Source organism: Streptosporangium minutum, from assembly GCF_002149035.1.
GTDB classification, from domain to species: Bacteria; Actinomycetota; Actinomycetes; order Streptosporangiales; family Streptosporangiaceae; genus Streptosporangium; species Streptosporangium minutum.
Map to the genome: position 1 here is coordinate 1 of NZ_NGFP01000063.1, position 14,221 is coordinate 14,221.

General features: G+C 71.6%; 19 protein-coding genes. 7 read left to right on the forward strand and 12 right to left on the reverse strand.

All coding sequences use genetic code 11. The annotated features are described in order from the left end of the window. The 3 genes from CA984_RS15825 to CA984_RS15835 form a co-directional block, all read right to left on the reverse strand. A partial coding sequence (locus CA984_RS15825) for a class I SAM-dependent methyltransferase (RefSeq protein ID WP_207620892.1) occupies positions 1-619 on the reverse strand: 619 nt, incomplete at its 3' end. Then, positions 616-1,302: a DUF1365 domain-containing protein gene (locus CA984_RS15830; protein ID WP_086572786.1), complete on the reverse strand. Its 687-nt coding sequence runs from the start codon at positions 1,300-1,302 to the stop codon at positions 616-618. The genes CA984_RS15830 and CA984_RS15825, both read right to left, overlap by 4 nt. Beyond that, entirely contained in the window at positions 1,299-2,540 is a 1,242-nt protein-coding gene (locus CA984_RS15835) for an NAD(P)/FAD-dependent oxidoreductase (RefSeq protein ID WP_086572789.1), read from the reverse strand. The genes CA984_RS15830 and CA984_RS15835 overlap by 4 nt, the downstream gene beginning before the upstream one ends. A 673-nt stretch (positions 2,541-3,213) precedes the next feature. Between CA984_RS15835 and CA984_RS46180 the strand changes: the two genes are divergently transcribed. The 6 genes from CA984_RS46180 (at position 3,214) to CA984_RS49450 (ending at position 6,883) form a co-directional block, all read left to right on the forward strand. After that, positions 3,214-3,375, forward strand: a complete 162-nt coding sequence (locus CA984_RS46180) for a hypothetical protein (protein ID WP_012889618.1) — start codon at positions 3,214-3,216, stop codon at positions 3,373-3,375. Positions 3,376-3,523: 148 nt separating this feature from the next. Next, positions 3,524-4,933 carry a glutamine synthetase family protein gene (locus CA984_RS15845; RefSeq protein WP_086572795.1) on the forward strand — a complete coding sequence of 470 codons (1,410 nt, stop codon included), beginning with the start codon at positions 3,524-3,526 and terminating at the stop codon, positions 4,931-4,933. Positions 4,934-4,999: 66 nt separating this feature from the next. After that, a complete protein-coding gene (locus CA984_RS15850) occupies positions 5,000-5,473 on the forward strand; it encodes a hypothetical protein (RefSeq protein WP_086572798.1) in 474 nt (157 codons plus the stop codon). Beyond that, the gene (locus CA984_RS15855) at positions 5,470-5,823 is read left to right on the forward strand and encodes a hypothetical protein (RefSeq protein ID WP_086572800.1); all 354 of its coding nucleotides are present in this window, start codon (positions 5,470-5,472) and stop codon (positions 5,821-5,823) included. Before CA984_RS15850 ends, CA984_RS15855 begins: the two co-directional genes overlap by 4 nt. A gap of 233 nt (positions 5,824-6,056) precedes the next feature. Continuing rightward, entirely contained in the window at positions 6,057-6,221 is a 165-nt protein-coding gene (locus CA984_RS46185) for a hypothetical protein (RefSeq protein ID WP_165781269.1), read from the forward strand. 164 nt (positions 6,222-6,385) lie between these two features. Then, on the forward strand, positions 6,386-6,883 hold the full coding sequence (locus CA984_RS49450) for an NsdA family TPR-like regulatory protein (RefSeq protein WP_479725533.1): 498 nt from the start codon (positions 6,386-6,388) through the stop codon (positions 6,881-6,883). A 463-nt stretch (positions 6,884-7,346) separates the two neighbouring features. Here CA984_RS49450 and hisF read toward each other — a convergent pair whose 3' ends face one another. From hisF to hisD, 9 genes are all read right to left on the reverse strand, one after another. Beyond that, positions 7,347-8,117, reverse strand: a complete 771-nt coding sequence (hisF, locus tag CA984_RS15865; RefSeq protein WP_086572807.1) for an imidazole glycerol phosphate synthase subunit HisF — start codon at positions 8,115-8,117, stop codon at positions 7,347-7,349. Between the two features lie 14 nt (positions 8,118-8,131). Further along, positions 8,132-8,539: a RidA family protein gene (locus CA984_RS15870; protein WP_031160025.1), complete on the reverse strand. Its 408-nt coding sequence runs from the start codon at positions 8,537-8,539 to the stop codon at positions 8,132-8,134. Between the two features lie 10 nt (positions 8,540-8,549). Beyond that, positions 8,550-9,272: a bifunctional 1-(5-phosphoribosyl)-5-((5-phosphoribosylamino)methylideneamino)imidazole-4-carboxamide isomerase/phosphoribosylanthranilate isomerase PriA gene (gene priA, locus CA984_RS15875; RefSeq protein ID WP_086572810.1), complete on the reverse strand. Its 723-nt coding sequence runs from the start codon at positions 9,270-9,272 to the stop codon at positions 8,550-8,552. Positions 9,273-9,276: 4 nt separating this feature from the next. Beyond that, a complete protein-coding gene (locus CA984_RS15880) occupies positions 9,277-9,618 on the reverse strand; it encodes a hypothetical protein (RefSeq protein WP_031160028.1) in 342 nt (113 codons plus the stop codon). A gap of 31 nt (positions 9,619-9,649) precedes the next feature. Next, a complete protein-coding gene (gene hisH / locus CA984_RS15885) occupies positions 9,650-10,285 on the reverse strand; it encodes an imidazole glycerol phosphate synthase subunit HisH (RefSeq protein ID WP_207620893.1) in 636 nt (211 codons plus the stop codon). Next, entirely contained in the window at positions 10,276-10,431 is a 156-nt protein-coding gene (locus CA984_RS46190; RefSeq protein WP_165781270.1) for a hypothetical protein, read from the reverse strand. Before CA984_RS46190 ends, hisH begins: the two co-directional genes overlap by 10 nt. Positions 10,432-10,471: 40 nt before the next feature. Beyond that, complete coding sequence (hisB, locus tag CA984_RS15890; protein WP_086572815.1) at positions 10,472-11,092, reverse strand: imidazoleglycerol-phosphate dehydratase HisB; 621 nt, start codon at positions 11,090-11,092, stop codon at positions 10,472-10,474. Then, positions 11,089-12,159 carry a histidinol-phosphate transaminase gene (locus CA984_RS15895; protein ID WP_031160034.1) on the reverse strand — a complete coding sequence of 357 codons (1,071 nt, stop codon included), beginning with the start codon at positions 12,157-12,159 and terminating at the stop codon, positions 11,089-11,091. Before CA984_RS15895 ends, hisB begins: the two co-directional genes overlap by 4 nt. 67 nt (positions 12,160-12,226) lie before the next feature. Continuing rightward, the gene (hisD, locus tag CA984_RS15900) at positions 12,227-13,534 is read right to left on the reverse strand and encodes a histidinol dehydrogenase (protein WP_086572821.1); all 1,308 of its coding nucleotides are present in this window, start codon (positions 13,532-13,534) and stop codon (positions 12,227-12,229) included. 99 nt (positions 13,535-13,633) lie between these two features. On the opposite strand from hisD, the gene ybaK reads away from it, so the two are divergent. Further along, complete coding sequence (ybaK, locus tag CA984_RS15905) at positions 13,634-14,134, forward strand: Cys-tRNA(Pro) deacylase (RefSeq protein ID WP_086572824.1); 501 nt, start codon at positions 13,634-13,636, stop codon at positions 14,132-14,134. The last annotated feature ends 87 nt before the right edge of the window (positions 14,135-14,221 follow it).

The following is a 14,221-nucleotide window of genomic DNA, read 5'->3' on the forward strand; positions in this document are numbered from 1 at the left end:
GCGCCAGCTCGCCCCACCCGGTGCCGATCTCCAGCAGCCGGGTGCCCGGACCCACCCCCGCCTGGTCCAGCAGCCGGTCGATCTTGGCACGCTGGGCGCCGGCGAGGGTCTCCCACGACGCGGGGCCGTCGAACAGCGCCGCGGAGTAGGTCAGCGTCTCGTCCAGGAACTCGGCGAACAGGTCGTTGGACAGGTCGTAGTGGCGGTGGACGTTGCGCCGGGTGTCCTCCCGGCCGCCCAGCTCGTCGCGGGGCACGCGCCGTACGGCCAGCCGCCGCAGCCGCTGCAGCCCGGGCGGGATGAGCGTGGCCAGCCGCTCGGCCATCACCGTGAGCACGGCGGGCAGGTCGTCCGCCTCCCAGTCCCGCGCCATGTATGCCTCGCCGAACCCGATGAGGCCGCCCGCCCCGACCCGCCGGTAGAACGCCTCGGGATGCCGCAGCCGCATCACCGGGCCGCCCGCGCCCAGCCGCCGCCCTCCGGGCAGCTCCACGGTCAGGGGCAGCCGCCGTACGGCGTGCAGGAACAGGCGCCGCGCGAGCGCGCCGCGCAGCCGTGAGGGGGGGACGGTGCCGACGCCGGGCCGGAACGCGGCGGACCGGTCGGTCGTGAGGGTCATCTGGGTCCTCCTGGGGGAAAGGTCTTCAGGCCGCGCAGGTAAAGGCCGATTCCCTGGCGGCGGATCCTGGCGCTGCCCACGAGAGGAGCCAGGGGATGCTTGGCGGCCATGCGGTACAGCCAGGGCCCCGTCGCCGGCCTGCGGCGGCCCCGGACGCTCGCCACGAAGGGAGGCTGTCCCTCGCGGTGCAGGGTGACGGTGAGCGCGAGCCGCTCGCCGGGCTCGGGAAGGCTGAGCCGGTAGCGGCCGTCCACCGGGTGGAACGGCGAGACGTGGAACTCCTTGGCCACCTCGTGCTCGCCGGGACGCAGCAGGTAGCGGTGGCGTCCGCCGTAGGTGTTGTGCACCTCGGCGACCACGGCCACGCCCTCGCCGGTGTGGCACCAGTAGACGGTCAGCGGGTTGAACACGTGGCCGAGCACCCGGGCGTTGGTCAGCATCGTGATCCGGCGGGCGGTGACGCCGTGCGCGGCGAGGAAGGCGTCGACGTTCCGCCTGATGCTCAGCCCGGGGTCGCCCATGTGGTCACGGGCGTGGAAGGCGGCCAGCCACCGGTTCTCCGGCAGCCGGTCGAGGTCGACCAGCCACAGGTACGACCCGTAGCCGAAGCGGTTGCGGATCGGCGCGGACCGCACATGGGTGATCACGCACTCGTACAGCGCGGGCGGCTCCGGACCGGTCACCAGCGCCCTCCGAGCGCCTCGGCCGCCCGGAGGCCGGAGCGGCAGCCGTCCTCGTGGAACCCCCAGCCGTGGTAGGCCCCGGCGTAGGCGACCACCCCGCTGTCGAGCCGGGGCAGCCGCTCCTGGGCCGCGACCGACTCGGGGGTGTAGACCGGGTGCTCGTAGACCATCCGGGCGATCACGTGCTCGTCGGGGATCTCGTCGCCCAGGGTGACGAGGTGGCTGCCTGGCGCGTCCAGCCGCTGGAGCCGGTTCATGTCGTAGGTGACCCGGACGCCGCCGCCGCCGGCCGCGCAGGTCTCGGTCCGGTAGTTCCACGAGGCCCGCGCCCGCCGCGCCCGGGGCAGCACCGACGGGTCGGTGTGCAGGGTCGCGGGGTTGCGGGAGTAGCGGAAGGCGCCGAGCACCCGCCGCTCGTCCGGGGTGGGGTCGGCCAGCAGGCGCAGCGCCTGGTCGGGGTGGGTGGCGACGACCACCGCGTCGAACCGGTGCGGGACGTCGTCGGCGACGATCTCCACCCCCTCCCCGGTACGGCGCAGCGCCTGGACCGGTGTCGAGGTGTGCACGGCGGTGAGCGTCTTGGCGATCTTCTCGACGTAGCTGCGCGAGCCCCCGGTGACGGTCCGCCACCGAGGGGATCCGGAGACGCCGAGCATCCCGTGGTTGGCCAGGAACGCGAACAGGTAGCGGGCCGGGTAGAGCCCGGCGGCGGAGGGGGGACACGACCAGACCGCCGACACCAGCGGGGTCGTGAAGTGGGAGACGAAGTACGGCGAGAAGCCGGCGAGGGTCTCCTCCAGCGTGCGGTCGTCGCCGCACTCCAGCACCTCGCGGGCCATCCGGTGGAAGCGCGGCACCTCGGTGAGCATCCTCAGGTACGGCACGCGGAACGCGCTGGAGGGCCGGGCGAACAGGCCCGGCGCCTTCTTCCCGCCCGCGTACTCCAGGCCGCAGCCCCCGCAGGAGACCGACATGCTCATGTCGGAGGGCTGGGTCCGCACGCCCAGCTCGCCGAACAGGCGGACCAGCGTCGGGTAGGTCCGCTCGTTGTGCACGATGAACCCGCTGTCCACCGCCAGCGTCCGGCCGTCGCCACCGGCCACGTCATGGGTGTGGGCGTGCCCGCCGATCCGGTCGTCGGCCTCGAAGACGGTGACGTCGTCGGCCCGTTGCAGTACGTACGCCGCGGTGAGACCGGCCACCCCGCTGCCGACCACGGCGATCTTGCGCCTTGCCATCGTTGGGACGTCCTCTCAGACCACGGGCCTGGGCAGCCCGGCGGCCGCTCCCCGGAAGGCGTCCGCGACCGGTCCCGCCTCAGCCGGCCGATCAGGGGTCAGAAGGGTGAAGGGGGTCATCCCGGACCGGGCGGACCGGGCTGGGCCCGTGGGCGCGCGGCCGGCGGCGCGCCCGGCGTGCGGGATCAGGACAGCGAAGGCGGGTCGGGTCATATGGGGCCCCTCAGGTCGGTTTGACCTCTTATTCGGAGCCGTCGATGATCCGGATGCCCCCTTCACTAAGAACCCTTAGTTTTCTCGGAGAAAGGATCGCCCCCGCCCTCCCGGAGCCTTCCGCGGCCTTTCCTCCGCCTTTTCCCAGGTCACCGCCGGGCGGGCGGCCCGGAGCGCGGCCCCGCGCTCCCCTGCCGCCAGATGCGGAGAAACCCGACAGGGCGCCTGACCTGCCTCTTCCCTACCCCTACCGGTACATCTGGCAGTAAGGGTTGGACAGAAGCGCCTCGTCCCCGCACGATGGCGTGGGGGGACTCATGCCAATCCAGCGGTCTGGCCGTGGATCGCCCCGGCCGGACAGGTATGATCATCAAAATCCGGGAGCCACCCGGGCCGAAGATGCCAAAGATCCTTAAAATCCGGGTATATAAGGCTGGGACTGGAACTGCAGGAGGCCCCCATGCAGGTCAAGAAGGTCGCTACCTACGTAGCGGTGGCGTTCGTGGCCTTTTATCTGTTCACCAAACCCGCTCAGGCGGCGGACGCGGTGACCGGAGTCTTCGACGGGATTGTGAGGGGAGCGGACCAACTGGCCCTGTTCTTCACACGAGTACTGAGCTGACCACCGGCGGGGGCCACCCCGCCATGACCTTCTTGCCGGTTTTCTCCTCGGCGCTCCCGCCTGACCGCGCGGGAGCGCGGACCTCTCGCAGTGCCGAGCACCGTGCGATGTGCTTCCCCTGTCCGCGAGGACATGTTACGCAGGGAGCATGGGAGATCGTCACAGCGTCACAGGAGTTGATCGGCTCGGCCCGGCGGGTCTTCGCGTCGTCGAACACGCCGAGACGGAGCACGTCGAGCTGATCCGTTTTCTCTACGCCGACCACGGCGGAGTGATCCGGGGCAAGGCGACCTCGCGCTCCCGGCTGGCCGAACGGCTCGTCTCCGGCATCGGGCACACCGTGGCGATGATGGCGATGAACATGCTCGACCAACTCCAGGAGGTCGAGCGGCTCGGCCCGGTCGGCGAGGTCCGCCTCGTCCCCGACCCGGCCACGTTCGTCGCCCTCCCCTACGCCCCCGGCGCGGCGGCCATGCTGTCGGACCTGCGCCAGGTCGACGGCTCCCCCTGGCCCGCCTGCCCGCGCACCTTCCTGCGCGAGGCGATCGCCACCCTGGCCGGCGAGGGCCTGGTCGCCGTCGCCGCCTACGAACCCGAGTTCACCCTCGGCCGCCGCGTGGCCGACCCCGGCGGGGGCCTGGACCGGCTGGTCCCCGTCGACGACAGCCTCTGCTACGCCACCACCGGCTTCGACCAGGCCCACGACTACACGATGAGCCTGATCCACGCCATGGAGACCCAGGGGCTGCGGGTGGAGCACTACCACCCCGAGCTCGGCCACGGCCAGCAGGAGTTGTCCATCCGCCACGCCTCCGCCATGCGCGCCGCCGACAACCAGGTGCTCTACCGCGAGACCGTCCGCGGCGTCGCCCTCCGCGCGGGGCTGTGGGCCTCCCTCGCCCCCAAGCCGCTCGCCGATCAGGCCGGCAACGGCGCCCACCTGCACCTGTCCCTGTGGGATCCCGACCTGCGGACCAACCTTTTCAGCGACCCCGCGGACCGCCACGGCCTGTCGGCCACCGCCTACCGCTTCATCGGCGGCCTGATCGCCCACCTCCCGGCGCTCACCGCGCTGACCTGCGGCTCGGTGAACAGCTTCCGGCGGCTGGCGCCGAAGATGTGGTCGAGCGCCTACGCCTGCTACGGCATGGACAACCGGGAGGCGGCGGTGCGGATCTGCTCCCCGGTCGGGGAGGACGCCGCGGCGTCGGCCAACCTGGAGATCAAGCCCTCCGACTCCTCGGCGAACCCCTACCTGTCGCTCGGCGCCGTCATCCACGCCGGCCTGGACGGCATCCGCCGCGACCTCGACCCCGGCGAGGCCCTAGACGTCGACCCCGCCACCCTCGGCGAGAGCCGGCTCTCCGCCCTGGGCGTGCGCCGCCTGCCCTCCACCCTCGACGAGGCCCTGGACGCCCTGGAGGCCGACGACCTCCTCATGGACGCCCTCGGCCCCCTGCGCGGCTCCGCCTACCTGGCCGTCAAACGCTCCGAGTCCCGCGCCTTCGCCGCCGAGGACCTCTCCTACGAGCTGTTCCACCACATGCGCGTCTTCTAGGAACCACCGCCCGGGCCGGGCGGCAATCCCTACCCATCGGCCAACATCCGAACTACTGTGGATGTCATGACTATGGCCTACGAGGATGTGCCCTTCAGCGAGCTGCTCCATCATCCCGCCGCAACCACGCGCAGGCTGGACACTGTCCGCGCGCTACGGCTGAGGCGACGCGACGCGGGAGACCTCGCGCTGATGCGCGTCGACCAGATGGAGCGAGACGCCGCGGTCGTAGACTTCACCTCACGCCTGCTGGCCGGGCTGGTGCGGACCGAGAACATCGCCGCCCTGCGCCAAGCGCTACCCGAGGCCCTGCCGTGGAGCACGTTCTTGCCCGCCGAGGACGTCGACACCCTGCTCTCCGAACTGGTGGACACGGCACGCGGCGCGGCGGCTCTGGACAACCTCACCCCGATCGCGCTCCTGCTCACCCAGTGGAAGCACAGCGCCGAGATCTACGCAGACCCCGCCCTGTTCGCCATCCTCACCCGCGAGCCAGACGGCGACCTCGGATCGGTCTCGGTGTCAGAGGTGACGGAGTGAGCCCGAAGCGCGGAGACCGGGCCGCGCCACCCCCGACTGGCGACGAGTACGACCTCCGTTTCGCCAACACCGAGGCCGCCGACGGTTGGGAACACCTCTGTCGCCAGGCAGCGGGCAACCTGCGCCGCGCCTTCGAGAAGATCCGCGCCACTCCACGCGCCGCCGACAACCCCGATCGTCAGCACCGGCTCAAGGGCAAGCTCGGTACCGGCACTTTCAAGGGCCATCAGCTGGAACGCTGGCAGTACGAGGTAACCGGTGGCGGACGCATCTGGTACCTGCTCGACGACGCCAACCGCATCGCCTGGATCACCTACGCCGGCACCGGCCATCCCAAGGCCACAGACTGAGCGTCTCCCCGCACCCGCAGGTGGAGAGCCGGGTGATCCGGCTGACAAGGCCCACCTGCAAGAAATCGACGCCGGGACGCTCACGCTGCCACTGGCCGATCAGGATGTCCGTCGCGCCGTCCATCCACTCTCCTGTATGGCAGACCCCGGCCTCGGCCGGCCCGGCCGCAGAAGGGCTGCGCGGAGTTATCTCAATGTTGAGTTGATCAATCGGGGATCTCTCCGCGGGCGCGATGACCGACCGACCGACGGGCAGGACCAGGGCCGGTTCCGGCAGGCCCCAGCTCTGCGCCGGCACTGCCGACGGGATGAACATCTACTCGGCCGTCCACCTGACCATGTCGTACACCGTCGACCGATCGGAGACCGTCCGGCTCAAGATCAGTCAAGGCGCATAAGGCGATCAGTTCGGAGACAGCTCGGCCCACACCGCGTGCCCCGGCAGCCGACCTTGACGGCCAGGGCCGCCACCACGGCCAGGCCCCGCCCGTTCTCGGCCAGCGGATCCGCTTCCCTTCGCCGGTTGAACCTGGGTGTGCCGCCCCAGCCGCAGTCGTAGACGGTGACCCGAATAGCGGCGGTCTTGCGAATCCAGGTCGCCAGGGTGATCTCCAGCGCCAAGCGCGATGTGGGTGCTCTCCGCCTCCTCGATCGCGCCACCGACCTGGCCAGCAGAGGACAGAGACAGTCTGACCTCCCCCACCTCTTCTGGCTCACCCCGGATCGTGTCGCTTCCTACGGAACGTTCTGTCTCACCGAACTCAAACAGTCCAGCCGGGCGATATCCGAAGCGTGTCGGAGGCTCGCGGCAATGGGGTCCGACTCCGTCCGGGAACGGGGCATCCTGCAGTTGGAATACGCCGCCGCGCTGGTCCAGAAACGCGAGATCACCGAGGCCGCCGTGATGATCGGCGAGGCCACCCAGATCGTCGTAGGTCACAGTTCCGCCAGGCTCGCCCACTCCGTGCGGCAGGCCCGTGCCCGCCTCCAGCCCTGGGAGGACAACAAACATGTCCGGGCCCTGGACGAACGACTTCGCGCACTGGCCATCGTCCACTGAAGGCCTGTCGATCAGGCAGTGAGCGTCTCGCACCACCGGCCCGGCCCTGTCCGCCTGACGATCGCCCCTGAAACCCCCGCAAAATCACAATTTCCCCACGCCTACGGCGCCCGGCCCTGAGCTCCTTTCCGCAGAGGTGCTTCAGCGACGGTGATCAACCCTGAACGGACCCGCACGGGCGCTTCAGCGTCAGGACGCACCCCGGGCGGCCGGAGACGGAGCGGCTACGGTCCGCATGCCGTACGGCGAGACGGAGTGGCGCGGAGGTGGGCCGGTGTTCCGGACGGCGTATAAAAGGACCGCGACCACCGCGCCCGCCAGGCCGGAGGCCTGAAGAGACCAGAGATCAACTGCGACGGCCGGCCGGAACACCGGCCCACCGCAGCGCGAACGGCCCTCAGCGCCGCCCATCAGCGGCCAACCCCAAATAAACCGGCTTCCACGTCCGCCCCGGCCGACAGGGTCAGCGGACCGGATGCCCCGCCCCCCGCAGCGCGTCCTTCACCTCGGAGATCTTGAGCTGCCCGAAGTGGAACACCGACGCCGCCAGCACGGCGTCCGCCCCCGCCTCCACAGCCGGGGCGAAGTCCTTCAGCGAACCGGCCCCACCACTGGCGATCACCGGAACCGACACCGCGGCCCGCACGGCCCGGATCATCTCCAGGTCGTAGCCGTCACGGGTGCCGTCGCCGTCCATGGAGTTGAGCAGGATCTCGCCCACGCCCAGCTCCTCGCCCCGGCGGGCCCACTCCACCGCGTCGATCCCGGTCCCCCGGCGGCCACCGTGGGTGGTCACCTCGAACCCGGACGGCGTCGGCGGGCCGTCGACCACCCGGCGGGCGTCCACCGACAGCACGATGCACTGCGCGCCGTAGCGCTGCGACGCCTCGGTCAGCAGCTCCGGCCGGGCGATCGCCGCGGTGTTCACGCCCACCTTGTCCGCGCCCGCGCGCAGCAGCGTGTTGACGTCCTCGACCGAGCGCACTCCCCCGCCGACCGTCAGCGGGATGAACACCTGCTCGGCCGTCCGCCTGACCACGTCGTACATCGTCGACCGGTCGGAGCTGGAGGCCGTGATGTCGAGGAACGTCAGCTCGTCGGCCCCCTCCGCGTCGTAGCGGCGGGCCAGCTCGACCGGGTCTCCGGCGTCACGGAGGTTCTCGAAGTTGACGCCCTTGACGACCCGCCCGGCGTCCACGTCCAGGCAGGGGATCACTCGTACCGCGACACTCATCTCTTTACAGCTCCTCACTCACGGTAGGCCTCGACCTCGGCCTCGACAAGCATGCGCGGGTCGATCAGGCCCGCCACCCGGACTCCGGTGCAGGTGGGGCGGACCTCGCCGAACAGCTCGGCGTGCGCGCGGCCCACCTCGTCGTAGTGCTCGTCGTCGACCACGAAGTAACGGACCCGGACCACGTCGTGTCGGGACAGGCCCGCCTTCTCGATGGCGTCCAGCGCGACCCCGAAGGCGGTCAGCGACTGCCGGTAGGCGTCGCCGACGTGCTGGACCTCACCGCCGACGGTGGCGGTGCACCCCGAGACGATCACCCATGGTCCCGCCACCACCGCGCGGGCATAGCCGTAGCGCTCCTCCCAGACACCGCCGCTGAACACCCGGGTGCCCGAACGGTGGCTCCCCCCGCCCCCTGTCACGTGCGGCAACCTACGAACTCACCGCGGCCAGGGCCTCTTCGAGGGTGAAGGCGTGCGCGTAGAGGGCCTTGCCGACGATCGCGCCCTCGACGCCGATCGGCACCAGCGAGGCCAGGGCACGCAGGTCGTCCAGCGAGGACACGCCGCCACTGGCGACCACCGGCTTGGCGGTACGGGCGCAGACCTCGCGGAGCAGGTCGAGGTTGGGGCCGCGCAGGGTGCCGTCCTTGGTGACGTCGGTGACGACGTAGCGGGGGCAGCCGTCGGCCTCGAGGCGGTCAAGCACCTCCCACAGGTCGCCGCCCTCCTTGGTCCAGCCGCGGGCGGCGAGGGTGGTGCCGCGGACGTCGAGACCGATGGCGATCCTGTCACCGTACTCAGCGATGATCTTGGAGCACCAGGTGGGGTTCTCCAGGGCGGCGGTGCCGATGTTCACGCGGCGGCAGCCGGTGGCCAGGGCGGCCTCCAGGGAGGCGTCGTCACGGATGCCCCCCGACATCTCCACCTTGATGTCGAGGGCGTCCACGACGGTGGCCAGCAGCTCGCGGTTGGAACCGCGGCCGAAGGCGGCGTCGAGGTCGACCAGGTGGATCCACTCGGCGCCGGCCTCCTGCCAGGCGAGCGCCGCCGACAGAGGGTCGCCGTAGGAGGTCTCGGTGCCGGCCGCCCCCTGGACCAGGCGGACCGCCTGGCCGTCGGCGACGTCCACGGCGGGCAGCAACTCTAGCGACATCTGATCAAGACCTCCGGTCGAAGACAAGGGTGACGAAAAGCGGCACGAAGAGCACCGAGAGAACCAGCACGCCGAGCCGCGCGGTCCACGACGACCACAGCAGCCAGGCGATCACCTGGACGATCAGGAACAGGACGGCCACGAGGCCGTTCTGCGCGCGGCGGCGCCGGGCCATGATGCCGCCCTGGACGGCGACCCGGACGGGCCTGCGGGGCAGGAGGGCGGTGACCCGGCCGACGCGCTCGCGCCGCCGGGCCAGGCGGGCCTCGCGCTCGGCGCGCAGGGCTGCCTGGCGCGCCTGCTCCGCCTCACGCTCGGCCCTGCGTCTGGCCCGTTCCTTGCTCACCTGCGGCTCACCTGACAGCTCATCCAGCGGCTCACTTGACGGTGCCGAGCCAGTTGGTGAGCAGCTGGGCTCCGGCGTCGCCCGACTTCTCCGGGTGGAACTGGGTCGCCATGAGCGGGCCGTTCTCCACCGCCGCGACGAACGGCACGCCGTGCTCGGCCCAGGTGACCAGGGGGTCGGTGAAGCCCGGCCCGGCCTGCAGCTCCCAGTCGCGCACGCCGTAGGAGTGGACGAAGTAGAAGCGCGTGTCCGGGTCGATCCCGTCGAACAGCACGGTGCCCTCGGGCGCCGTGACCGTGTTCCAGCCCATGTGGGGCAGGACCGGCGCGTCGAGCCGCTTGACCGTGCCGGGCCACTCCCCGCAGCCCTCGGTCGTGACGCCGTGCTCGACGCCCGTCTCGAACAGGATCTGCATGCCGACGCAGATGCCCAGGACGGGCCGGCCGGCCGACAGGCGGCGGTCGATGATGCGGTCGCCACGTACGGCGCGCAGCCCGGTCATGCAGGCGGCGAACGCGCCGACCCCCGGGACCACGAGGCCGTCGGCCTCCATGGCCGCCTCGTAGTCGGAGGTCACCGTGACATTCGCCCCGACCCGGGCCAGTGCCCGCTCCGCCGAGCGGAGATTGCCGGATCCGTAGTCGAGAACGGTTATGTTCACCACCAGAGCACCGCCGCGGTAGTCGCCAGGGCGGCGAGGGCGGCCAGCAGCACCGCGCCCGCCTTCAGACCCTGTTTGTAGAAGGAGACGATCCCGCCGACCAGGAAGAGAGCGATGAAGGCCATCGCGACGGCGGTCCAGTTGTCGCTCATGAGCCCTCCCCCGCCGGCCGCGCGGGCACGCCGGGCCCGCTCACAGCACGCCCTTGGTGCTCGGTACGCCGGTGGCGCGGGGGTCGAGCTCGGAGGCCTCGCGCAGCGCCCGCGCCAGGGCCTTGAACTGGGCCTCGACGATGTGGTGGGCGTTACGGCCGTAGGGGACGTGGACGTGCAGGCAGATGGCGGCCTGGGCGACGAACGACTCCAGGATGTGCCTGGTCATCGTCGTGTCGTACTCCGCGCCGATCATCGGGGCCATGCCCCCGGGCTCGGTGTGCACCAGATACGGGCGGCCGGACAGGTCGACCGTCACCTGGGCGAGGGCCTCGTCGAGCGGGCACGACGCGCTGCCGAACCGGCGGATGCCCGACTTGTCCCCCAGGGCCTCACGGAACGCGGCTCCCAGGGCGAGCGAGGTGTCCTCGATCGTGTGGTGGGAGTCGATGTGGAGGTCGCCCTCGGTCTTGACCGTCAGGTCGAACAGGCCGTGCTTGCCGAGCTGGTTCAGCATGTGGTCGTAGAACCCGACGCCCGTGGCCACCTCGACGTGCCCGGTGCCGTCGAGGTCGACCTCGACCAGCACCGAGGTCTCCTTGGTGACGCGCTCGACGCGGCCGAAACGCTTGGCGGACCCGTCTCCGGCGAGACTGCTCACAGGATTCCCTCCAGGGCGGCGCGGAAGGCCGCCATCTCCTCGGTCGTTCCGATCGAAACTCTCAGCCACCCGGGCGGCCCCACCTCGCGGATCAGCACCCCGCGATCGAGCACGCCCCGCCAGACCGCGTGCCGGTCCGCGAAGCGGCCGAACAGCACGAAGTTGGCGTCGGAGTCGGCGACCGCCAGCCCCTTGCCGCGCAGCCACTCCACCGTCGCGTCCCGCTCGGCCCGCAGCGCGTCGACGGTGCCGAGCAGCTCCTCGCGGTGGGCGAGCGCGACGCGCGCCGCCGTCTGGGTGAGCGTGGACAGGTGGTACGGCAGGCGGACCAGGAGCAGCGCCTCGATCACCGCCGGGTGGGCGGCCAGGTAACCGAGCCTGGTGCCCGCCATCGCGAACGCCTTGGACATGGTCCGCGTGACGATGAGCCGGGGGTTGTCCGGCAGCAGCGTCAGCGCCGACGGGGTGCCGGTGCGGGCGAACTCGAAGTAGGCCTCGTCCACGACGACCATGCCGGGCGCGGCCTCGACGATCCGGGCGATCACGGCCGGGTCGAGCGCGGTGCCGGTGGGGTTGTTGGGCGAGGTCAGGAAGACGACGTCGGGCCGGTGCTCCTCGATCGCGGCGACGGCCTTGTCCGGGTCGATCCCGAAGTCCTCCTCGCGCGCCCCGGAGATCCACTCGGTCGACGCGCCGGTGGTGATGATCGGGTGCATCGAGTAGGAGGGCTCGAAGCCGAGCGCGGAGCGGCCGGGGCCGCCGAAGGCCTGCAGGATCTGCTGGAGCACCTCGTTGGAGCCGTTGGCCGCCCAGACCTGCTCGACGGCCAGCCCGTGGCCCAGGTAGCCGGCCAGGTCCCGGCGGAGCGCGAGGGCGTCGCGGTCGGGATAGCGGTTGAGCCCGGCCGCGCCGTGCCGTACGGCTTCGGCCAGGTCGGCGACCAGGGACGCGGAGGGGCCGTAGGGGTTCTCGTTGGTGTTGAGCCGGACCGGGACGTCGATCTGGGGGGCGCCGTACGGCGACCGCCCCCGCAGGTCGTCCCGGATCGGCAGGTCCTCAAGCTTCACGGAGACGTCTCCCAGTCGGAACGGGCGCGGGCGGCCGCGCGCCCGGTGAGCACGGGCTGGGAGGTCCTCATGAGGGGACCTCCCAGTCGAACCTCGCGCGGATCGCCGCGCCGTGCGCCGGGAGGTCCTCGGCGTCGGCGAGGACGCACACGTGGGCGGCGGCGTCGGCGAGGGCCTCGCGGGTGTAGTCGACGACGTGGATGCCGCGCAGGAAGGTCTGCACCGACAGTCCGGAGGAGTGGCAGGCGCAGCCGCCGGTGGGCAGCACGTGGTTGGAGCCGGCGAGGTAGTCGCCGAGCGAGACCGGCGCGTAGGTGCCGACGAAGATGGCCCCGGCGTTGCGGACCCGGGCCGCCAGCGCGGGCGCGTCGGCGGTGTGGATCTCCAGGTGCTCGGCGGCGTAGGCGTCCACGACGCGCAGCCCGGCCTCCATGTCGTCGACGAGGATGATGCCCGACTGGCGGCCGGACAGGGCCTCGGTGACGCGCTCGCCGTGCTTGGTGGCGGCGACCTGGCGGGGCAGCTCCCGCTCGACGGCCTCGGCCAGCTCGGCGGAGTCGGTGACCAGGACGGCGGCGGCGATCGTGTCGTGCTCGGCCTGGCTGATCAGGTCGGCGGCGACGTGCACGGGGTCGGCGGTGGAGTCGGCGAGGATCGCGATCTCGGTGGGCCCGGCCTCGGAGTCGATGCCGATGCGGCCCTTGAGCAGCCGCTTGGCGGCGGCGACCCAGATGTTGCCGGGGCCGGTGACCATGGTGGCCGGCGGGCACTCCTCGGTGCCGTAGGCGAACATCGCCACGGCCTGGGCGCCGCCGACGGCGTAGACCTCGTCCACCCCGAGCAGGGCGCAGGCGGCCATGATCGTCGGGTGCGGCAGCCCGCCGAACTCCTTCTGCGCGGGCGAGGTGACCGCCAGGGAGGGCACCCCCGCCTCCTGCGCGGGGACGACGTTCATGACCACGCTGGACGGGTAGACCGCACGGCCGCCGGGGACGTAGAGGCCCACGCGATCGACGGGGACCCAGCGCTCGGTGACGGTGCCGCCGGGCACGACCTGGGTGGTGACGTCGGTGCGGCGCTGGTCGCGGTGGACCAGGCGGGCGCGGCGGATCGACTCCTCCAGGGCGGCCCGGATCCTGGGGTCGAGCTCCTCCAGCGCCCTGGTGACCGTCTCGGCGGGGACCCGGGCGGACTCCAGCTCGACGCCGTCGAATCTCGCGGTCAGCTCCCGCACGGCCTCGGCGCCGCGATGATGCACGTCCTCGCAGATCGGCCGCACCTTCTCCAGGGCGGCTTCGACGTCGAGTTCGGCACGGGGCAGCACGTGGCGGAGGTCCTCCGGGAGGGCTCCGCGCAGGTCGGTACGGGAAATCACCCGTCCAGTCTACGGACGTCCGGCACCCGGTCTCGTTCCGTCCACCATCCGGACATAGCCTTTACAATGTAGATTTTAATCAGACAGTAAGCTTCGCCCGTGAGCAAGAGCAAGAGCAAGGGAGGCCAGGGGACCCCGGCGACGGTGGCGCTGACCCAGGCCAAGGTGGATTTCACCCTTCACCCCTACGAACACGACGCCGGTGCCCAGGCCTACGGCGAGGAGGCCGCCGACGCGCTCGGCCTGCCGTACGGACAGATCTTCAAGACGCTCGTGGCCGAGGTGGAGGACGGGCTGGCCGTCGCGGTGGTGCCGGTGGCGGGCAAACTGGACCTGAAGGCGTTCGCGGCGGCGCTCGGGAGCAAGCGGGCGGCGATGGCCGACGCGGCCAAGGTGGAGCGGGTCACCGGCTACGTGGTCGGCGGGATCAGCCCGCTGGGGCAGCGCAGACGGCTGCCGACCGTGATCGACGCCTCCGCGCTGGACTTCGCGACGATCTACTTCTCGGCCGGCCGGCGCGGGCTGCAGATCGAGACCGCCCCGGCGGAGCTGGTACGCCTGACGGGGGCGGTCACCGCCCCCATCGGCAGAGCGGGCTAGTCCCCCCGGCCGTGCCGTTGTCGAAGGTTGCCGACGCGGGCGGCGGCGGCCTTCGGCCAGACTCGGAGCGGGCCGTACCGTGATCGG